Source organism: Desertimonas flava (assembly GCF_003426815.1).
Lineage (GTDB): Bacteria > Actinomycetota > Acidimicrobiia > Acidimicrobiales > Ilumatobacteraceae > Desertimonas > Desertimonas flava.
The window spans coordinates 18,607-37,918 of sequence record NZ_QKYK01000036.1; the positions used below are offsets into that span (position 1 = coordinate 18,607).

Consider the following 19,312-nt stretch of genomic DNA (forward strand, 5'->3'; position numbering starts at 1 on the left):
CGTTCATGCCCTCCTTTCGCTCGGCCGGCGGCTTTCGCCCCGGCGCCCGGTACGTCACGGCGATCTTGACAGGTCCGCCCGCCCCGACGACGCCCGATTTCGGGGTCAGCGAGTACGGCGCGGGCGCTCGGGCAGACGCCCGGTGCGGGTGGCCCACCGTTCGAAGACCACGCTGCCGAGCGGCGGCACCGACGCGAGGAGGGCCTTCCACACCGTGCGGCCGCCCCAGCCGAACACCGATGCGGCCCACAGCGTGGCGGCGACGTAGCCGAGCACGACGACGCCGTGGATCGGCCCGAACACGGTCACTCCGCCCTCGCCGCCGCCGACGTACTTCACGGCCATTCCGATCAGCAGGCCGAGCCACGTCGTGGCCTCCAGGGCGGCCGCGACACGAAACCACGTGGCCGTGCGGCGCGCCGCCGCCGGTCGCCGGGACATCAGGTGGCCGGACTCGTCGCCGGGCGCACGGTGGCGACGAGGGCGAGGTACATCATCACGATGCCCGGGATCTGGGCGAGGTGATAGAGCGACACCGGGTCGAGACCGGTCGCCGTGCGAGTGGCCGACTCGGGCAGGCCCTGGGCGATCGCCGCCGCCGCACTCACGCCGAAGGCCACGAGGATGCGCGGCGCCATCGGGTGATCGTCGCGGTAGGCGCGGACCCACAGGAGGAGGATGAGGGCCATCGTCACGCCCTCGGCCATGAGGATCGAACTGGCGCCGGCGCGGCCGGACAGCGCGAGGGCCAGGTAGGCACCGAGCGAGGCGATGCGGAGCAGCCAGAACGCTTTGCGCCGTCCCGGACCGAGCACCTCGTAGACCGTGGCCGAGAGCAGGTACGACACGCCGACGACCACCATCAGGCTGACGACGGCGAAGCTCGGTCCGTCCACGTCGTCGGAGAACGTGACGAAGCCGTGGTGGACGAACCCGGCAACGGCCGCGGCGCCGGTCCAGGCGAACGTGAGGAACCACGAGTGGTGCACCCCGACCGTCCCGCGCAGGCGGGCGGCGAGGGCCAGCGTGACGACGCCGAGGACCAGGTCGGTGAGAGCGAGCGCCGGCTCGGACAGCACGGGGCCCAACCGTATCGCCGAAACCAGCCGTGGTGGGATCGGCGAGCGAGCCGGCCGATGACGTCGTCACCGATGAGTTGGCGCGGCGGGCGCCGTCACCATTGCATTCCACCCGGAGCTTGACTTCGAGCAAGCTTGAACTGAGACGATCGCTCTGATGCTGGCCCCGACCGAATCCCCCGAAGATCCCGACGACACCGAGACGCCGACTGCGCCCCACGCGGTCGCCACCGTGCCCGGCGCCGGCGACCGTGTGTTCCGGCGCCTCCTGGCCAACACCCTGGTCGCCGGCGTCACCAGCTCGTTCCTGTGGTTCGCCCTCACGTTCTGGGTGTACCTGGAGACCCGCTCGGTGGTCGCCACCGGCGTCATCGGAGGGGCGTTCAGCATCTCGGCGGCGGTCATCGGACCGGCGTTCGGAACGTTCGTCGACCATCACCGCAAGCACGCGTCGATGGTGCTCGCGACCGGTGTGTCGACGGCCTGCTTCGCTGCAGCGGCATCGCTGTACCTCGCCGTCGACACCGACACGCTGCTGCGCATGTCCAGCCCGGCGTTCTGGCTGCTGGTCGCCCTGGTGCTGATGGGCTCCGTCGCCGGATCGATGCGCAACATCGTCATGTCCACGTGCGTCACCCTGCTCGTCCCCGAGGGCCGCCGCGACAAGGCCAACGGGTTGGTCGGAACGATCGGGGGGCTCTCGTTCGCGATCACGTCGGTGTTCAGCGGACTGGTGATCGGCAACCTCGGCATGGGCTGGGCGCTCTACGGCGCCGTCATCCTCGTCGGTGCCACCCTCCTCCACCTCCGCACCATCCGCATCGACGAGCCCGAGCCGGTGCCCAGCGAGGACGGCTCGTCGCGGGTCGACATCCGCGGCGCCCTCGAGGCGATCCACGCCGTGCCCGGCCTGCTGATGCTGATCTTCCTCGCCGCCTTCAACAACCTGCTGGGCGGCGTGTTCATGGCGTTGATGGACGCCTACGGGCTCGAACTGGTCTCCGTCGAGGCGTGGGGGATCATCTTCGGTGTGCTGAGCATGGCGTTCATCGTCGGCGGCCTGGTCGTCGCCAAGGTGGGGCTCGGCAGCCGCCCCGCCCGCGTCATCCTCTTGTGCAACCTCCTCAACTGGATCGTCTGTGCCACGTTCACCCTCAGGTCCTCGATCGTGTTGCTGGTCATCGGGATGCTCGTGTGGCTGTCGATGATCCCGGTGATCGAGGCGGCCGAGCAGACGGTGCTGCAGCGGTCGATCCCACTCGAACGGCAGGGCCGGGTGTTCGGGTTCGCCCAACTCGTGGAGAACGCCGCCTCGCCCGTGACGGCGATCTTCATCGGCCCCATCGCCGAAGCGTTCGTGATGCCGACGATGACCGACGGACGCGGCGCCGACTGGATCGGCGGTTGGTTCGGCACCGGGCCCGAGCGGGGCCTGGCCCTGATCTTCACCGTCGCCGGCATCGTCGGCGTCGTCGTCACCCTCGCCGTGCGGGCGTCGCGCTCGTACCGGCACCTCGTGGTGCCCGCGGACGCGCCGGACGTGGCCCCGGCCTGACCAGGGACGGGTGACCCGGCGGATTTATCGACATCGATCGCCGTCATCTGCTTCGATGTGCGCCGATGAGATCTCGACGCTTGGCGGCCGCCGCCGGCCTGGTGGTGCTCGCCGCCGGTGCCTGGACCCCGATCGACCCCGTTGCCGCCGCGCCAACCGGCGGTGACTGGCACGTCTTCGTGTACATCGTCAACGACTCGGAGGGACAGCTGCCCTACGGTCAGGACATCGAGGAGATGCTGGTGGCCAGCACCTCCGGCGTGGAGTTCACGGTCTTCCTCGACAGCTCCGAGCTGGCCGGGCCGGGACTCACCACGCCGCACGTGCCCAACAGCGGCGAGGCGATGGTCATCGAGATCGCCGGGGGGACGGCCACCGTCACCCAGAACCTCGGCGAGGTCGACAGCGGGTCGCCCGACACGCTGGCATGGTTCCTCGCCCAGGGGATGCTCACCCATCCCGCCGAGAACAACGCCCTCGTCGTCTGGGACCACGGCGCCGGGTGGAACGGCATCGCGTTCGACGAGGACGTCTCGGCGACGGGATCGCGCCGCAGCAGTTCGCTCGATTCGAACGACATCACCCTGGCGATGAACAACGGACTCGCCGCCGCCGGCCGCGAGCGGCTCGACCTGCTCGTGTTCGACGCCTGCCTGATGGCGTCGTTCGATTCGCTCGGCGCGGCGGCCGCCGGCAACGTCGACTACCTCATCGCCTCCGAGGAGGTGATCCCTGGGCTCGGCCTGGAGTACGAGGCGTTCAACGTCTTCGCCCAGCCCGGCGTGCAGCCGGCGCAGTACTTCGACACCCTCGCCGTCGCCTACGAGGCCGAGGCCGCCCGCGCGGGGTACGGCAACGACTTCACACTGAGCATGTTCGACACGTCGCACGCCACCGCCATCGGCGACGCCATCTCGGCGTTCGCCACTGCGGCCGCGGCCGACGTGACCGCCAACCCGACGCCGTACCTGGCGGCGACGACCGACCTGCACCGCTACGGGACGTCGGGCGACTTCTGGTTCGGCTTCCTCGACATCGGCGAGTACCTGACGGCGCTCACCGGCGTCAGCCCCGAGGTCGTGGCCGCCCGGGACCAACTGCTGGCCAGCCTCGCTGCCGGCCGCGTCGGCCAGCGCAACGGCAGCCCCAACTTCGACGCCGCGACCGGCCTGACGGTGTACTTCCCGGTCGAGCCCCGCGAGTTCGACGCCGACTTCGAGGCCCTGGCGACGTCGTCGCGCTGGATGCCCTTCCTGAACGCGTTCTACGACGCCCAGGCGAACGTCGTGCTGCAGACGGACGTCGGCTTCTCGGCCGCCAGCATCGGCGTCGTCACGCTGGAGCCGAACATCTACGAGGTCACCGTTCCCGTGACGGCCAACTTCATCGGATCGGTGGAACTGCGCGCGTCGACGGTCGATGCCAACGGGGTGCGCACGTACTTCGAGTCCGACGGCGGTGTCGTCGAGAACGGGGTGGCGTCGGCCCTGATCCTGCCGTCGTTGACCACCGTGTCCGACGGCCTTCGAGAGGTGGTGCCCTACACCCGGTACGTCCGTCAACCGGACGGCACCCACGGCTACTCGGCGTTCTCCCTGCAGCGGGCGAACGGGTCGACCGCCCAGCTCAACTGGGACCGCCGGGACGACGTCGGCCCGTTCACGGTCGTCGACAGCAACGGCGTGGTGGTGGCCTACACGCCGCAACCGGGCGACCTGGCCTACCCGATCAGCGTGCAACAGGCACCGGGCGGGGTCCTCCAGCAGGTCGTCTCGCCGGTCGGCCTCGACCCCAACCGGCACTGGACGGTCACCGACCAGCTGATACCGGCGGGCACCGAGGTGCTGCTCGAGCTGCGCCTCCTCGACGCCAACGGCAACGTCATCGACGTGATCGCCGGAACCCTGATCGCGGGGCAGTCGTGAACCGGCCGGCGACCATCTTCACGACCGCGCTGGCGGCGATCGCCGCCGTCACTTCGTCGCTCGCGGTCGCCGCAGGCGCTTCGGCCTCCGCGGCGACCCCCGTCGCGTCTCCAGTCGAGATGGTGTCACTGGTCGACGACACGGGCGTCCTCACGATGGAGGTCCCGGCGACGTGGACCGACATCGACACGGCGCCGGGGACCAACGACGACGGAACGCCGATGCCCTGGATCTCGGCATCCACCGACTTCGCCGCGTACCGCGAGACGTTCGACGTCCCCGGGGCGGTCTTCCTCGCCACGACGCACACCACCGACCTGCAGTCGTGGATCGACCGGCTCGGTCAGGACGGTCCGTGCGCCACGTCGGTCACCGAGCCGTACGACGACGGCGCGCTGGTCGGCCTGCACGCCACGTACAGCCAGTGCGGCGCCACGGGCGCGGCGACCTTCCATCTCCTCGCCGCCAACGCCGGTTCCGACACGACCCGCACCTATCTCGCCCAGGTCCAGTCGACGAATCCCGCCGAGGAGGCGGTCGTGGCTCCCGTGCTGGCCAGCCTGAACGTCGTCGGCATCACCCAGCCGGCCACGGCGATCACGACGACGACCGTCCCGCAGTTGACCGTGCCGGTCGGCACGACGCCCGGCGCCACCGTCACGCTGCCCGATGGCACCCCCCTCGCTCCTGCCGCCCCGCCCGGGGCCCCAGGCGCCGCGGATGACGCCGCCGCTCCCGACCAGGCCGACGGCCCGGTGTTCACCCCGGCCAACTCGGTGGTCGACGGGGCGGTCCAGGTCACCGACGACTCCCGCACGATCACCGTCGCCGTCCCGCCGGAGTGGACGCAGACCGCCACGGCGTCGGTGACCGGCAGCGACGGCCAGCCGCACCCACAGATCGCCGCGACGTCGGGCGACATCGCCGTCTTCACCGGCCAGGATCCGGTGCCCACCGACTTCACCATCCCCGGCGTTCGCTTCGTCGGCCGGGCGTTCGAGGCCGACACCGAAGGTCTCGTCCTCGACGGTGCGTCGGGCTTCCCGTGCACCGTCGGGACGCCGCAGCCCTACGCCGACCCGGTGTTCACCGGCCACATCGTCGAGCTCACGGCGTGCGGGGGTACGGCGACGCGGATCTTCGTGCTCGCCGCCAACCCGGCCGACTCGGCGATGACCGCGGTGCTGGTGATCCAGGTCCCCGACGCCGATGAGACGGCATTCCAGACTGTCCTTTCCTCCTTCGACGTGGCCCGCGGCCAGTAGCCTCGCCGTCTCAGCAGGATCTCGGGGTGGGCCCGGGGTCGCGCAGACAAAGGCGGAACCTTGTCGTCACGGAGACGGCTTCCACAACGATCGCCCAGCGACGTCCCCGATGACGTCGACTGGCAGGACAAGCGCGTCAGGGCGGGCATCAGCACGATCCTCGTCGTCGCCGCGGTCGCCGTGCTCGGCGCCGGCATCGATGAGTCCGGCGGTGGTTCCCGGTCGGCCCTGGCCGGCGACTCCTTCCTCGCTGCGCCGAGTCTGACGTTGAGCGTCCCGGTCGTCGTGACCTCCACCGTGGCGCCGCCGGCGCCGCCCACGACGCGTCCCCCCGAACCGCAGGCCCTGGTGGCGACGACCGCATTCGTGCCGACGACGGCTCGCCCGACGACCCCGCCGACGACGGCGATCACCATCGACGGGAGCGTGGCCGCCTCGTGCACGATCACGTCGGCCGTACGGCCCGGCAACACCGGCGACGCCGTGCGGTGCGTGCAGCGTCGCCTGCGGCAGGTCATGTCCGTCGACCTCGGCTCCGACGTGGACGGTCGCTTCGGACCGGGGACCGAGACCGCCGTCCGGCGGTTCCAACAGGCGAGCGGCCTGTCGGTCGACGGCGTCGTCGGCGCCACCACCGCCCGGGCCCTCGGCATCTGGGGCGACTAGCGTCAGCGGCGGTCGTCGAGGAAGCGGAAGCGGTCGCGCACGGCGGCCACCCGATCGGGGTCGATCGTGGCGAACAGCGTGGTCTCGTCGGCCGCGGCGGTGGTGAGCAATTCGCCGGTGGGATCCACGACCCGGCTGTCGCCGCTGTACTCGAGGCCACCGCCCGATCCGACCCGGTTGCAGCCGACGACATAGGCCAGGTTCTCGATCGCCCTCGCCTGCAGCAGGGACTGCCAGTGCAGGCGTCGCTGGGCCGGCCAGTTGGCGGGGACGATGTAGACGTCGGTGCCGGTTGCCAGCTGCCAGAACTCGTCGGCGAAGCGGAGGTCGTAGCACACGAGCGGTGAGACCCGGACACCGCCCACCTCGAACGTGACCAGTTCGGTGCCGCCGCGGAAGTGCTTGGTCTCGCCGCCGTAGGTGAACGGATGGATCTTGCGGTAGCGCTGCGTCTCGCCACCGGGACCGGCGAACACGAAACTGTTGAACGGGCGGCCGTCGAGGTCGCCGGCGGGAACCTCCGGGCACGTGCCGCAGACCCAGACGCCGTGCGCGGCGGCCTGCTCGGCGAGGAACTGCGCCGACGGGCCGCCTTCCGGTTCGCCGAGATCCGGGTCGTCGACGGCGAACCCGGTGGAGAACGTCTCGGTGAGCACCACCAGCTCGGCACCCGCGGCCGCGGCCGCGGCGATCTTCGGGGCGAGCCGGTCGAAGTTGGCAGAGCGGTCGCTCCACACGATGTCGTGCTGGACGGCGGCGAGCTTCATCGGCGCCAGCGTACGTCGTCGTCGCGCCGCCGGTCCGGGTGGCACACTCGCACGGTGACTTCACCGAGTGCCGTCGCCCGCTCCAGCGTCCAGCAGGCCGCTGCCCATCTCGGACGATGGCTCGAGTTCCACCAGGAATACGACCGCGTCCCCGGCGTCCAGGTCGCCGTGCTCCACGACGGCGAGGTGGTGCTCGAGGAGGCGTTCGGGGTGGCCGATCTGTCCAGCGGTGAGCCGCTGACGACGGACCACCGGTTCCGGATCGCCTCGCACAGCAAGACGTTCACGGCGGCGGCCATCCACCGGCTCGCCGAGTCGGGTCGTCTCCGCCTGGACGACCGCGTCGACCAGCACCTCGACGAGCTGAACGGGCCGCCGATCGGCGCCAGGACGATCGACGAGCTCCTCGCTCACGGCGCCGGGGTGATCCGTGACGGCCACGACACGGGGCACTGGCAGCTGATCACACCGTTCCCCGATCGTCCGGCCCTGCTCCGCATGGCCACCGATGGGGCCGACGTGCTCCCGGCGAACGAGCGGTTCAAGTACTCGAACGTCACGTTCTCCATCCTCGGGCTCGTCATCGAGGCGGTGACCGGGACGTCGTATTCCGCCCACCTCGCCGAGTCGATCTTCAGCCCGCTCGGCCTGACGGCGACCGCCGCCGACCTCGGCGATGTCGACGATCCGTCGACCATCGTCACCGGCCACAGCGCCATCGCCCTCGGGCGGCGACTGGCGATCGATCACGTCGACACGGCGGCGATGGCCGCGGCCACCGGCCTCGTCTCGACGGCGGGCGACCTGGTGCGCTGGGCGGCGGCCCACTGCTTCGGCGACGAGCGGCTGCTGTCGGACGGGCAGAAGCGCCTGATGCAGCGCACGCGGTGGCGGGTGATCGGCAGCGGCGGCACCGAGTACGCCTCCGGCTTGGCGGTCACCACGATCAACGACCGGCGACTCCTCGGCCACGGCGGCGGCTTTCCCGGGCACATCACCCACACCCTGTTCGACCCGCACGCGCGCATCGCCGTGTCGGTGCTGACGAACGCGATCGATGGGCCGGCCCAGGTGTACGCAGCGAACTTCTTCCGCCTCCTCGATCTCGCCGAGCGCCCCGGTCCGGACGAGCCGGCCGCCGTCGACGACGCGACGGCCGCCCGCTTCAGCGGTCGCTTCGCCTCGCTCTGGGGCGTGTTCGACGTCGTCGCCCTCGGCGGGCGCCTGTGGCAGCTCGATGCCACCGTGGCCGATCCGACGGCGGACCCGGTGGAGCTCACCGTGCTCGACGAGGCCACCCTGCGAATTGCCGCCGCCCCCGGGTACGGCTCGCCCGGCGAGTCGGTCGTCTACTCCCGTCGCCCCGACGGCACGGTGGAGTCGGTGCGTTCGGGCGGCGGATACGCCCGGCCGTTCGCCGACCTGGTCGCCACGTTCGACCGCCTCGAGCGCGTCACCGCCGGCTCGCTCGGCCCTGCGACCTAGGCGAGCCGTTCCAGCAGCGTCTGCTTCTCGTCGTGGATCGCCGTGGTGATCGACACGTGGTACTCGTGGGGGTTGACGAGCCGGCGGACACCAGGGTCGAGGGCGTCGACGTCGCGACGACGGCGCGCCGCGGCCGCATCCAGGTCGTCGAGGCCGCCGATGGCGACACCGGACTCGACCACGGTCGCGGTCAGTTCCTCGGCGCGCGACCAGCGGTCGGCCCGCAGCACGCGCGACACGTTCGGCAGGGCGTGGTGGTGCAGTGTGATGTCGGAGCCGGGCGCGAGGGTCTCGTCGATGCTCGCCAGCACGTCGGCCGTTGCCGTCCCGTGCTCGTCGTAGAGCCGCCACAACCGCTTGCGACCAGGGTTGAGCACCTTCGCCGGAGAGTCGGACCGCTTGATCGCCGGGCGCCACGTCCGGCCGTCGTCGCCGCGGACCGCCACCAGCTTGTACACGCCGTCGAGCATCGGATCGCCGTCGCTGGTCGCCAGGCGCGAGCCGACCCCGAACGCCAGCCGGTCGATCACGTGGTCGGCATCGACGCCGGCGCGCCGCGCCTCGGCGGCGATCTGGTCGACGATCTGCCAGATCGTGATCTCGTCGAGCTGGCTCGACAGGACGATCTGGCTGTCGGGAAAGCCGGCGGCGTCGAGCTGCCGGGCCGACTGCACGGCGAGGTAGGCGAGGTCGCCGGAGTCGAGGCGGATGCCGACCGGTCGGTGCCCCCGTCGGCGCAGGTCCTCGAACACCGCGATGGCGTTGGGCACGCCGCTCTCGAGCGTGTCGAGCGTGTCGACCAGGAGGAGGCAGTCGTCCGGATACGTGTCGGCGTAGTGCTCGAAGGCGTCGCGCTCGGTGCCGCCGGCCGCGATGAAGAACTGCACGAGCGAATGGGCGTGGGTCCCGACCGGGTCCCGGCCGAGCTCGTAGGCGACCGCCGCGTTGGACGTCCCGACCGCGCCCCCGACGATGGCGGCGCGCGAGGCGGCATCGGCTCCCGTGCCGGCGGCGCGGCGCATGCCGAACTCGAGCACCGGACGGCCGAGTGATGCCTCGGCGACCCTGGCCGATTTGGTGGCGATCAGGGTGGCGAAGTTGAGCTGGTTGAGCAGCGGGGTCTCGATGAGCTGGGCGACGCCGAGCGGTCCCTCGATGGTGCTGATCGGCGTGTTGGGATGGACGACGCGGCCCTCGGCGACCGCCTCGAGACGGAGGGCATGGAAGTCGACCGATGCAAACCAGTCGCAGAACGCGTCGTCGAAGAGACGAGTCCCCGCCCGGCCACGGTGCCGGCGCAGCGCGTCGACGTCGCTGGCGGTGGCCCGCGTGGACACCATCCACTCGGCGAACGGCGCCAGCCCGGCGGCGATGCAGTAGCCGGCCTGATGCGTGCCGTAGTCGGGATAGGAGCGGAAGAAGTGCTCGAAGCGCACCGTCCGGTCGTGGACACCGGCTCGAAGGTAGAGCTGAGCCATCGTCAGCTGGTAGGCATCGGTGCTCAGGACCCCACCACGCAGGACCGGGTGCGAGACGGTGCTCATCGTGTGCCGACGCTACCCGGCTGGTCCGGCGCAGCCCGGGACGTGCGCCGGTACGGTGGAGCCGATGGTTCGCTACGACGCCGGCACCGCGCTGGTGGTGGTCGATGTGCAGAACGACTTCGCCGATCCGGCCGGGGCGCTGTCGGTTCCCGGCGGCGCCGGCGTGATCCGCGCCGTCAACGACGAGATCGCTGCGGCCACCGACGCCGGTGCGACCGTCGTGTACACGCAGGACTGGCATCCCCCGACCACGCCGCACTTCGCGATCGAAGGTGGCCCGTGGCCGGTCCACTGCGTCCGGGACACCTGGGGCGCCGATTTCCATCCTGACCTGGTGGTGGTGGGTCCGTCCGTGCACAAGGGCACCGGCGGCGAGGACGGATACTCGGGCTTCACCCTGCGAGACCCCACCGACGGGTCGCCGGGGGGGACGACCGGGTTGGACGCGATGCTCCGCGAGCGGGGAGCCGAACGCGTCGTGGTGGTCGGCCTGGCGCTCGACTACTGCGTGAAGGCGACGGCACTCGACGCGGTGGAGTGCGGGTTCGACGCCACGGTGGTGCGGGCGGCGACGGCCCCCGTCGACGTCGAGCCGGGCGACGGTGACCGGGCCGTCAGCGAGCTGACGGCCGCCGGCGTGTCCGTCGTCTGATCCGACCTCACAGCGGCCGGTGCCGCTGCGTTGGCAACATGTGCAGATCCGCAGCGCACCGTTGCCGCCCTTCGAGGCCGTCGTCGCCGAACACGGCGCTGTCGTGCTCCGGGTCTGCCGCGCCCTGCTCGCGCCCGCCGACGCCGACGACGCGTGGTCGGACACGTTCCTCGCCGCGCTGCGTGCGTACCCGTCGCTGCGCCCGGGCAGCAACATCCGCGGCTGGCTGGTGACGATCGCCCACCGCAAGGCGATCGACGTCATCCGGCGGGGCAAGCGGCAGGCCGTCCCGTTCGGTGACCTCCCGGCGGTCGCAGTCGACGATCGCATCGCCGTCCTGGAGGCCGACCTCGCCCTCCGCGACGCGCTGTCCGCCCTGGCGCCCAAGCAGCGCGAGGCGGTGATCTACCGCTACCTGGCCGACCTGTCGTACGACGAGGTCGCCGAGCAACTCGGTGGCTCCGTCGCGGCCGCCCGCCGCAACGCAGCCGACGGAATCGCCCGGCTGCGCGAGCTCTACCCGTCGGCGGCGACCGCCGCCGACACCGACCCCGACCGACGGTCTGGAGATGCCGATGTTCCTCGATGACCCCATCACCCCCGACGACCTCGATCGCCGGCTGGCACCGCTCCGTCGGCGGCTGGTCGACGACGCCGAAGCCGCCGGCCTGCTCGACGTCGCCTACCGCACCGTCGACAGCCCGCTCGGTCCGCTGCTCGTCGCCGCCACCGACGCCGGTGTGGTGCGCGTGGCGTTCGCGTCCGAAGACCGTGACCGCGTGCTGTCCGAGCTGGCTGGGGCGATCAGCCCCCGCATGCTCGAAGGCTCGTCCCGCCTCGATGCTCCCGCTCGCCAGCTCGACGAGTACTTCGCCGGCCGGCGCCAGGTCTTCGACGTGCCCGTCGATCTCCGGCTGGCGTCGGGCTTCCGGCGTTCCGTGCTCGAACACCTGCGGCAGATCCCCTTCGGCCGGACCGAGACGTACGCCGGCGTCGCCGCCGCCACCGGTCGACCCCGGGCGTTCCGCGCCGTCGGCTCGGCATGTGGGCACAACCCGGTGCCCGTCGTCGTGCCGTGCCATCGGGTGGTACGCAGCGATGGCACGGCGGGCGAGTACCGCGGCGGTGCGGCGGCCAAGGTCCATCTCCTGACTCTCGAGGCGGCGTGATGCGCGAGGCCGAGCGTGTCGCCGGCCTCGACTGGCCGGCGATCACCGACGAACTGGACGTGGTCGGCTCGGCGCCGGCCGGTACGGTGCTGCGTCCCGCCGAGGCCGCCGGGATGGCGGCGATGTTCGACGACGACGCCCGCTTCCGGTCGACGATCGACATGGCGCGCCACCGCTTCGGCGAGGGGCGGTACCGCTACTTCGCCCGCCCGTTGCCCCCGATCGTCGAGGAGCTCCGGGCCGCGTTCTGGCGTCACCTCCGCCCGGTCGCGTGCGACTGGGCGCAACGGCTGCGCCGGCCGGCGCCTTGGCCCGAGGACTTCGACGAGTGGATCGAGATGTGCCACGCTGCCGGTCAGCAGCGGCCGACGCCGCTTCTCCTCTCGTACGGGCCGGGTGACTGGAACGCCCTTCACCGCGACCTGTACGGAGACCTGGTGTTCCCGCTCCAGGTGGTCGTCGGGCTGTCGCGGCCGGGCGAGGACTTCACCGGCGGCGAGTTCGTCACCGTCGAGCAGCGCCCTCGGGCGCAGTCGCGGCCGACGGCGAGATCGATCGGGCTCGGTGAGGCGGTGGTCTTCACCACGAGCGAGCGCCCCGTCCGTGGGGCCCGGGGTTGGTCGGCGGCGCCCATGCGCCACGGCGTGAGCGTCGTGCGCTCGGGCCACCGGCGCACGCTCGGCCTCGTCCTCCACGACGCGACCTGAGGCGGGTCGTCAGCGGCGCAGTGGAGTGGCCGCAACGGTGACCGCAGCCGCCCCGGCGACGATCAGCACGGCGGTCGCAACGCTCGTGAGGCCGGCGAGCCCGCCCACCACCGGCGGGCCGACGAGGAAGCCGAGTCGCGCGCCGCTCGAGAAGGCGGCCATCCCACTCGACCGCCCACCCGTGAGCACGCTGGCGCCCACCATCATCATCGGGAACAACTGCGACACGCCGAAGCCGGTGGCGAACAGGCCGATCGACGAGGCCCAGGGGACGGGGGCGAGGGTGGCGAGGACGACGCCGACCGCGGCGAAGGCGGCCCCGAGCCGGCGCGTCCGCTCGTTGCCGAGGCGGGCGACGATGAAGTCGCCGGCAAATCGTCCCGCCACCATGCCGGCGACGGTCGAGACGTACCCCAGGGCCGCCCGGCCGTCGGGCAGGTCGTAGTGGTCGCTCCACATCAGCGCCGCCCAGTCGTTGGGCGGGGCCTCGGCCAGGGCGACGGCGATGCCGACGAGGAACAGCCGCAGCAGCAGCGCGGTCGCCGTTCGGCCCGGGGCCGGGCGGCCCGCTGCCCCCCGCCCGTCCGTCGCCTCGGTGCGCGAGGCCTCCGCCTCCGGCGTGTCGTCCGTGGTCGGCCGTCCAGCGAGCAGGAACGGTCTCGTCGACAGCGTGGCCGCCACCATCACGGCGGACGTCACGAGCAGTTGCGATCTCATCGACACGCCGGCGTCGGCGGCGCGGGCGCTGACGAGCCCGCCGGTCAGCGTGCCGATCGACCACATGCCGTGCAGCCGGGACATCACGTGGCTGCGGCCTTCCTGCACCATCACCGCCTGCGTGTTCATCGCCACGTCGGTGAGGCCGTCGAACATCCCGATGGCGATCAGCACGGCGAACAACACGACCGCTTCGGACGCCATGCCGATGAGGGGCAGCAGCGCCGACAACACGGCCGAGGTGAACACGGCCACGCGCCGGCTGCCGAAGCGATCGACGACCACGCCGGACAGCAGGCTGATCGCCAGTCCGCCGACCCCCATCCCCACGAGGGTGAGCCCGAGCCCGGCCTCGGAGATGCCGAGCCGGTCGCGCACGTCGGGCAGACGCGGGAACCATGACGCGACCGACGCCCCGTTGACGAAGAACAAGGCACCGATCGCGACGAGCGGAGCCCGCGACCTCGGCGGGACGGGTGAGCTCGACATATCGGGCCACATCCTCTCGGTTCCGACGCCGAATCGCGCCCGGTCACCGGCGAGAACCGCCGGCGGCGGTCAGTAGGTTGGATCGGGATGAGCCAGAGCGATCACCCCGTCACGCTGTACCACAATCCCCGCTGCACGAAGTCCCGTCAGGCGCTCGCCGCCGTCGAGCAGGCGGGCGCGACCGACGATGTCGACGTCGTTCGGTATCTCGAGACCCCGCCGTCGAAGGGCGAGCTCGAGGCGATCGTGGCCAAGCTCGAGGATCCGGTCGGCAAGCTCGTACGCCGTGAGAAGTGGGACGAGCTCGGCGTCACCGCGGCCGACGTCGAGACGGCCGACGGCGTGGTCGCAGTGTTGACCGCACACCCGCAGCTGATGGAGCGTCCGCTGATCGTCACCGCCGACCGTGCCTTCATCGGCCGGCCGACCGAGCGCGTCGACGAGTTCCTCGCCTCGAGAAGTCACTAGTGGTCTGTCGTCGAGTTGGTGAGGTGGATCGCGCCGCTGGGCTCGTCGCTGGCAAGGCGCGAGGACGAAGGAATACACTCAGTCTTTCGAGGACGAGCAACGCAGCCAGCGGCGAGATCCAGCAAGCGAGACACCCTTACCAATCCGGCGACAGATCACTAGGGCGGGAACCGGGCGCCGGGGCCACGACGTCTGAGCAGCCATGATCTCACGTGCCTCACGATCCGCCCTTTTCGCCGCGGCGGCCGCCGTGGCCGCCTCGGCCACTTTCTCGATCAGCGCCGCCGCCGCTTCCGCTCCGGTCGAGGGCAATCCCGCCGCCGCCGTCAACCAACTCGCCGGCCGCCTGCTCGGTCCGCTCGCCGCAGAGCATCCCGACGGCAACCTCGTGTATTCACCCTTCAGCGCGTCGGTGGCCCTGACGATGGCGATGGGCGGCGCCGCCGGCGAGACGCTCGCCCAGATGGAGGACGTCCTCGGGCTGCGCGGCGAGGACACGCACGCCGCGCTGGCCGCACTGATCGCCGGGGTCACCGGCGAGGGCGGCGGGTCCTTGAACGTGGCGAACTCGCTGTGGGCCCAGGACGGCATGAGCATCGAGGCCGCGTTCGACGCGCTGCTGCGGGACTTCTACGACTCCGAGCTGATGCTCACCGACTTCCGTGCCGACCCGGCCGCGGCACGCGACGCCGTCAACGCCTGGGTGGCCGAACGCACCGCCGACCGCATCCCCGAGTTGCTCGGCGAGCGGGCGGTCAGCGAGATCACCCGGTTCATCCTCGTCAACGCCATCTACCTCGACGCCGAATGGCGCCATCCGTTCGATGTCGAGGCCACGTGGACGGACGACTTCGTGACCGCCTCCGGCGACGTCGTCGAGGTCGAGATGATGCACCAGACCCTGCACGCCGAGTACAGCGAAGCCTCGGACTTCCAGGCGGTGACCCTGCCCTACAGCGAGGGTTTCGAGATGGTCGTCGTGGTGCCCGACGAAGGCACGCTCGGCCAGTTCGAGCAGCAGCTCGCCGATGCCGGCGGTGACCTCGACGCCGTGCTCGGCGCACCGACGACGCCCGAGGTCGCGCTCTCGCTCCCCAAGTGGGACATCGAGACGGCGACCACGCTGTCGACCGCCCTGCAGTCGCTCGGCATGGTCGACGCGTTCGACGCCGACACCGCCGACTTCACCGGCATCACCACCGACGAGGAGATCTTCGTCGGCGACGTGATCCATCAGGCCAACATCACCGTCACCGAGGCCGGTACCGAGGCGGCCGCCGCCACGGCCGTCGTGATGGTGGCCGGTGCCGCGCCCAACGAGGACGAGCCCGATCCCGTGGTGGTCGACGTCGACCAGCCGTTCTTCTTCGCCATCCGCTCCGCGGACAACGGGGCCATCCTCTTCCAGGGCCACGTCAACGACCCGTCCTGACCCCTCGGCCGCCGAGGCACCGGCCGGGCGTCAATTCGGAAACCCTTGTCATCGGGTGGGTCTAGGGTGGCCTCGTGGTTCTGTTCATGGTCGAGCGTGACTACGCCGATGCCCTGGAGGTCGACGCCGAAGGCGCGGCGAGCATCATCGCCGTCAACGACGACGTCGGCGTGCGGTGGGTGTATTCGTTCCTCAGCGCCGACAAGCGCAAGTCCTATTGCCTGTACGAGGCCGACTCTGAAGAGGCGATCCTCGAGGCGGCGCGGCGGAACAACATCCCGGCCGACGTGATCGTGCGTGTCGACCAGGTGCGACCGGACACTCTCCTCGCCGGCCGCTAGACGTCTGGCGCGCCCCGCCGGAGGGCCCAGGCAGCGGCCTCTGTGCGGTTCCCCGTCGCCGTCTTCATCAGGATCGAACGTACGTGGTTGGCCGCCGTGTGCTGGCTGATGTGCAACCGGGCGCCGATCTCCCGGTTGCTGCACCCTTGCGCGACCAGTCGCACGACAGCCCACTCCCGGTCCGTCAGCTCGCCGGGGTGTGACTCGGCCGCGGCCGCCGGCGTCGTCCAGTGTGCTGCCTCGGCAGCCACGGTCGGCAGGCCGATACGGCGGGCGGTGGCCGAGGCGGCGGCGAGCAGGTCGGCGGCACGTGCACCGTCGGCGTCGCGGCCGCGGGCGGCGAGGAACCGCCCGTAGGCCAGCTGCGACCGGGCCAGCCACACCGGCATGCGGGTGGCCCGATCGATGCGGAGGGCAGCCTCGAAGTGGATCTCCGCTTCGCGATCGCGCCCGAGCAGGGCGGCGAGGTCACCGAGGTAGCGATCGACGGCCCCGTGAGCGGCGAGGAGATAACCCACGTGCACGATCAGGCCGCGCCACGCGACCAATTCCTCGTACACCGCGGCAGCCGCCACCGAGTCGCCGACCAGGCGGCAGGTGTCGGCCAGGTACGACAGCGAGCCGGCCCACAACGCGTCGCGGGGAATCGCCGCCAATCGTGACGGGGTGAGCGCCCGCAGTTCGCGCTGCGCCTCGTCGAGCAGCCCGAGCTCGGCGTACATCACGGCGAGCGCCGGCCGCCATGCCGCCGTCGAGTCGTCGAGGCGCGCGACGGCCTCGACGATCGGCCGGGCCTCGTCGAGGCGCCCCTGCTCGCGGCGAATCGAGAACATCTGCACGCCGTAGCCGCCGGGCGGGCCGTTGGAGAGGTGCCGGGTGAGCTCGTCCGCCTCGTCGGCGAGACGCTCGGCATCGTCGAAGCGTCCCTCGCCGAGAGCGATCAGCGCATCGGCCTGTCGGTCCATCGCCACGAAGAGCGGCTGACGCAACTCGGCGGCGAGCTGGCGATGGCGCTCGATCGTCACCCTCGCCCCGTCGAGATCGCCCACGATGATCTCGCCGTACAGCAGCTTGCTGATCGACAGGCTCTCCCACTCCTGGTCGCCGGCGGCGCGCGCGGCGGCGACCGACTCCCGCATCAAGGACAACTGACGGTCGATGGTCTGGGGCGTCCACGGGGCGTAGGACAAGGCGTCGAGCGCGGTGCGCAGGGCCGACTGCTCGCCGAGCTGCCGCGCCGACGCGAGCGCGTCCTCCCCGAGCATCGTGGCCATCTCGCCGTCGCCGGTGACAGCCAGCGCCCGGGTGAGGGCCGCCTGGAGCCGCACCCGGATCGACTCGTCGTCGGCCACGGCGAGGGCGCCGCGGAGCAGCCCGGCGGCGATCCGGCCGTCGCGCGCGTCCCGCCACGAGGCCTCCCCGTAGGCGAACGCCGCGGCGATCTGGTCGGCGGTGTTCCCGGTGCGCAGGGCGACGTCGTTGGCTTCGAGGCAGTGCCGTTTGGCGACGACGGAGTCGCCGGCCCGCATGGTCGCGTGCGCCGCGCGCAACAGCAGATCGACGCTGCGCTCCGGCGCGACGGCGAGGGCGGCCTCGAGGAAACGCGCCGCGTCGTCGTAGGAGAAGGTCTCGACGGCGGCGTCGGATGCCCGGACGGCGGCGTCGACCACCGTGGCTCGGTCCACCAGCGGCACCGCCGCCGACAGGTGGCGGTAGCGCTCACCGACGGCGCCGTCGTCGGCGTCGAGGGCCTGGGCGATGGCGAGGTGGTGCTGGCGGCGCTCGACGCTGCCGAGATCCTCGTAGATGGAACGCCGGATCAGCTCGTGGGCGAAGTGGTAGATGCCGGCGCTGTCGTCGTCGACGAACCGCGCCCGTACGGCGGCGTCCAGCGTGGTCAACGCCGATGCGATCGGCACGGCAGCGGCCCGGGCGAGGACGGCGGGGTCGAAGGCCGACCCGATGACCGACGCCAGTTCGAGCAGCTCACGGACCGGCTGATCGAGCCCCGCGAGGCGGGCGGCGACCACTTCGCGCACGCCCTCGGGGCTGGCGAGGTCGTCGAGCGGCTCGGCGACCCGCCAGCGCCCGGCCTCGGCGCGCACCCGTCCTGTCGCGACGAGTTGCAGCCAGCACTCGACGAGGAGGAAGGCGTTGCCGTCCGTCTCGCGGTCGAGCAGGTCGACCACGGCCCCGAGTCCCGCGTCGACGGGGTGGCCGACGGCCGCGGCGACGAAGGCCTCGATGCCGGTCCGATCGAGGCCGTCGAGCGGGAGGCGGGCCACGCCGGGGAGCCGGTGCAGCTCGGGGAGGGCCGTTCGCAACGCGTCGCCGACGTCGGACGGAGTGGAGCGGTACGACCCGAGGACCATCACGTTGGTGAGTGTCTGATGGCGCACCAGATGGGTCAGCAGCTCGACGGTCGGCCGGCGGGCCCAGTGGAGGTCGTCGAGCACCAGCAGCAGGGGATGGTCGGCGGCGACGGAGGCGACCGCCATCGCCACGGCCTCGAAGAGGCGGGCGCGGTCGGCGTCGGGATCGGCCGGGCCACTGCGGTCCGCGAGTCCGCCGAGGGCCGACCGCCGGGGAACCAGGCGAGCCAGCATCGACACGTCCGGGCCGTACCTGCTGGCCGCGGTGGCGGCCGAATCGACCCCGGACAAGAGGTGGTCGAGGGCTTCCGCGAAGGGCTGGTACGGCACCGACTGGTTCTCCGAGCACGTGCCGAAGAGCACCGCCGCGCCGCGGTCGTGGACGGAGCGGGCGAACTCCGTGACGAGGCGGGTCTTGCCCGCCCCGGCGTCGCCGGACACGAGCACGACCCGGCGCGCGCTCACCGCGGCGTCGGACCAGGCCTGCTCCAACACACGCCACGAATCGCCGCGCGCCACCAGCGGAACGGCGCCACCGACGGTGAGGAGCGGTGGCAGGGGAGTGGGCGCGCCGCCAGCGTCGCTGCCTGCCATTGGGCGCATCGTAGGACGGCCGGCCGGGTCGCTGAGCGGCATTACCGGGAGCGACGGCGGCCGGATAGTCAATTCTCGCTACGCG

18 protein-coding genes are annotated in these 19,312 nt (G+C 71.7%); 12 read left to right on the forward strand and 6 right to left on the reverse strand.

The window, feature by feature from the left end; all coding sequences use genetic code 11:
- Positions 1-105: 105 nt before the first annotated feature.
- Positions 106-441, reverse strand: a complete 336-nt coding sequence (locus DN771_RS25495) for a DUF3817 domain-containing protein (protein WP_117000393.1) — start codon at positions 439-441, stop codon at positions 106-108.
- Entirely contained in the window at positions 441-1,079 is a 639-nt protein-coding gene (locus DN771_RS25500; protein ID WP_117000394.1) for a DUF6962 family protein, read from the reverse strand. The genes DN771_RS25495 and DN771_RS25500 overlap by 1 nt, the downstream gene beginning before the upstream one ends.
- 157 nt (positions 1,080-1,236) lie before the next feature.
- Between DN771_RS25500 and DN771_RS25505 the strand changes: the two genes are divergently transcribed.
- The 4 genes from DN771_RS25505 (at position 1,237) to DN771_RS30205 (ending at position 6,490) form a co-directional block, all read left to right on the forward strand.
- Positions 1,237-2,634, forward strand: coding sequence for an MFS transporter (locus DN771_RS25505; RefSeq protein WP_117000395.1), 1,398 nt, complete (start codon positions 1,237-1,239; stop codon positions 2,632-2,634).
- Positions 2,635-2,699: 65 nt separating this feature from the next.
- Positions 2,700-4,559: a clostripain-related cysteine peptidase gene (locus DN771_RS25510; protein WP_117000396.1), complete on the forward strand. Its 1,860-nt coding sequence runs from the start codon at positions 2,700-2,702 to the stop codon at positions 4,557-4,559.
- A complete protein-coding gene (locus DN771_RS25515) occupies positions 4,556-5,824 on the forward strand; it encodes a hypothetical protein (RefSeq protein WP_117000397.1) in 1,269 nt (422 codons plus the stop codon). Before DN771_RS25510 ends, DN771_RS25515 begins: the two co-directional genes overlap by 4 nt.
- Positions 5,825-5,884: 60 nt before the next feature.
- Positions 5,885-6,490, forward strand: a complete 606-nt coding sequence (locus tag DN771_RS30205; protein ID WP_205528770.1) for a peptidoglycan-binding domain-containing protein — start codon at positions 5,885-5,887, stop codon at positions 6,488-6,490.
- A gap of 2 nt (positions 6,491-6,492) precedes the next feature.
- On the opposite strand, the gene DN771_RS25525 is transcribed toward DN771_RS30205, so the two are convergent.
- Positions 6,493-7,257 (reverse strand): nitrilase-related carbon-nitrogen hydrolase, encoded by a 765-nt coding sequence (locus tag DN771_RS25525; protein WP_117000398.1) that lies wholly within the window; start codon positions 7,255-7,257, stop codon positions 6,493-6,495.
- 54 nt (positions 7,258-7,311) lie between these two features.
- Here DN771_RS25525 and DN771_RS25530 point away from each other — a divergent pair, with 54 nt between their 5' ends.
- Positions 7,312-8,742, forward strand: a complete 1,431-nt coding sequence (locus DN771_RS25530; RefSeq protein ID WP_117000399.1) for a serine hydrolase domain-containing protein — start codon at positions 7,312-7,314, stop codon at positions 8,740-8,742.
- On the opposite strand, the gene DN771_RS25535 is transcribed toward DN771_RS25530, so the two are convergent.
- The gene (locus tag DN771_RS25535; RefSeq protein ID WP_117000400.1) at positions 8,739-10,286 is read right to left on the reverse strand and encodes a nicotinate phosphoribosyltransferase; all 1,548 of its coding nucleotides are present in this window, start codon (positions 10,284-10,286) and stop codon (positions 8,739-8,741) included. The two genes, DN771_RS25530 and DN771_RS25535, sit on opposite strands and share 4 nt — an antisense overlap.
- 64 nt (positions 10,287-10,350) lie before the next feature.
- Between DN771_RS25535 and DN771_RS25540 the strand changes: the two genes are divergently transcribed.
- The 4 genes from DN771_RS25540 to DN771_RS25555 are packed head-to-tail and all read left to right on the forward strand — an operon-like array spanning position 10,351 to position 12,814.
- Positions 10,351-10,938, forward strand: a complete 588-nt coding sequence (locus tag DN771_RS25540; protein WP_117000401.1) for an isochorismatase family protein — start codon at positions 10,351-10,353, stop codon at positions 10,936-10,938.
- A gap of 40 nt (positions 10,939-10,978) precedes the next feature.
- Complete coding sequence (locus DN771_RS25545; RefSeq protein ID WP_205528771.1) at positions 10,979-11,527, forward strand: RNA polymerase sigma factor; 549 nt, start codon at positions 10,979-10,981, stop codon at positions 11,525-11,527.
- Complete coding sequence (locus tag DN771_RS25550; RefSeq protein ID WP_162942408.1) at positions 11,508-12,107, forward strand: methylated-DNA--[protein]-cysteine S-methyltransferase; 600 nt, start codon at positions 11,508-11,510, stop codon at positions 12,105-12,107. The genes DN771_RS25545 and DN771_RS25550 overlap by 20 nt, the downstream gene beginning before the upstream one ends.
- Positions 12,107-12,814, forward strand: a complete 708-nt coding sequence (locus tag DN771_RS25555) for a 2OG-Fe(II) oxygenase (protein WP_193615415.1) — start codon at positions 12,107-12,109, stop codon at positions 12,812-12,814. Before DN771_RS25550 ends, DN771_RS25555 begins: the two co-directional genes overlap by 1 nt.
- Positions 12,815-12,823: 9 nt before the next feature.
- On the opposite strand, the gene DN771_RS25560 is transcribed toward DN771_RS25555, so the two are convergent.
- Positions 12,824-14,020, reverse strand: a complete 1,197-nt coding sequence (locus DN771_RS25560; protein WP_162942409.1) for an MFS transporter — start codon at positions 14,018-14,020, stop codon at positions 12,824-12,826.
- 87 nt (positions 14,021-14,107) lie between these two features.
- Between DN771_RS25560 and DN771_RS25565 the strand changes: the two genes are divergently transcribed.
- The 3 genes from DN771_RS25565 (at position 14,108) to DN771_RS25575 (ending at position 16,261) form a co-directional block, all read left to right on the forward strand.
- Entirely contained in the window at positions 14,108-14,488 is a 381-nt protein-coding gene (locus tag DN771_RS25565; RefSeq protein WP_117000404.1) for an arsenate reductase family protein, read from the forward strand.
- 202 nt (positions 14,489-14,690) lie between these two features.
- On the forward strand, positions 14,691-15,920 hold the full coding sequence (locus tag DN771_RS25570; RefSeq protein ID WP_117000405.1) for a serpin family protein: 1,230 nt from the start codon (positions 14,691-14,693) through the stop codon (positions 15,918-15,920).
- 74 nt (positions 15,921-15,994) lie between these two features.
- On the forward strand, positions 15,995-16,261 hold the full coding sequence (locus DN771_RS25575) for a DUF4242 domain-containing protein (RefSeq protein ID WP_117000406.1): 267 nt from the start codon (positions 15,995-15,997) through the stop codon (positions 16,259-16,261).
- Here DN771_RS25575 and DN771_RS25580 read toward each other — a convergent pair.
- Complete coding sequence (locus tag DN771_RS25580) at positions 16,258-19,227, reverse strand: helix-turn-helix transcriptional regulator (protein WP_162942410.1); 2,970 nt, start codon at positions 19,225-19,227, stop codon at positions 16,258-16,260. The two genes, DN771_RS25575 and DN771_RS25580, sit on opposite strands and share 4 nt — an antisense overlap.
- Positions 19,228-19,312: the final 85 nt, after the last annotated feature.

Bases quoted from the DNA above. Each gene is read 5' to 3' on its own strand.
- DN771_RS25495 (WP_117000393.1), bottom strand. From the start codon at position 441: ATGTCCCGGCGACCGGCGGCGGCGCGCCGCACGGCCACGTGGTTTCGT.
- DN771_RS25505 (WP_117000395.1), top strand. From the start codon at position 1,237: ATGCTGGCCCCGACCGAATCCCCCGAAGATCCCGACGACACCGAGACG.
- DN771_RS25510 (WP_117000396.1), top strand. From the start codon at position 2,700: ATGAGATCTCGACGCTTGGCGGCCGCCGCCGGCCTGGTGGTGCTCGCC.
- DN771_RS25525 (WP_117000398.1), bottom strand. From the start codon at position 7,257: ATGAAGCTCGCCGCCGTCCAGCACGACATCGTGTGGAGCGACCGCTCT.
- DN771_RS25535 (WP_117000400.1), bottom strand. From the start codon at position 10,286: ATGAGCACCGTCTCGCACCCGGTCCTGCGTGGTGGGGTCCTGAGCACC.
- DN771_RS25540 (WP_117000401.1), top strand. From the start codon at position 10,351: ATGGTTCGCTACGACGCCGGCACCGCGCTGGTGGTGGTCGATGTGCAG.
- DN771_RS25550 (WP_162942408.1), top strand. From the start codon at position 11,508: ATGCCGATGTTCCTCGATGACCCCATCACCCCCGACGACCTCGATCGC.
- DN771_RS25555 (WP_193615415.1), top strand. From the start codon at position 12,107: ATGCGCGAGGCCGAGCGTGTCGCCGGCCTCGACTGGCCGGCGATCACC.
- DN771_RS25560 (WP_162942409.1), bottom strand. From the start codon at position 14,020: ATGTCGAGCTCACCCGTCCCGCCGAGGTCGCGGGCTCCGCTCGTCGCG.
- DN771_RS25565 (WP_117000404.1), top strand. From the start codon at position 14,108: ATGAGCCAGAGCGATCACCCCGTCACGCTGTACCACAATCCCCGCTGC.
- DN771_RS25570 (WP_117000405.1), top strand. From the start codon at position 14,691: ATGATCTCACGTGCCTCACGATCCGCCCTTTTCGCCGCGGCGGCCGCC.
- DN771_RS25580 (WP_162942410.1), bottom strand. From the start codon at position 19,227: ATGGCAGGCAGCGACGCTGGCGGCGCGCCCACTCCCCTGCCACCGCTC.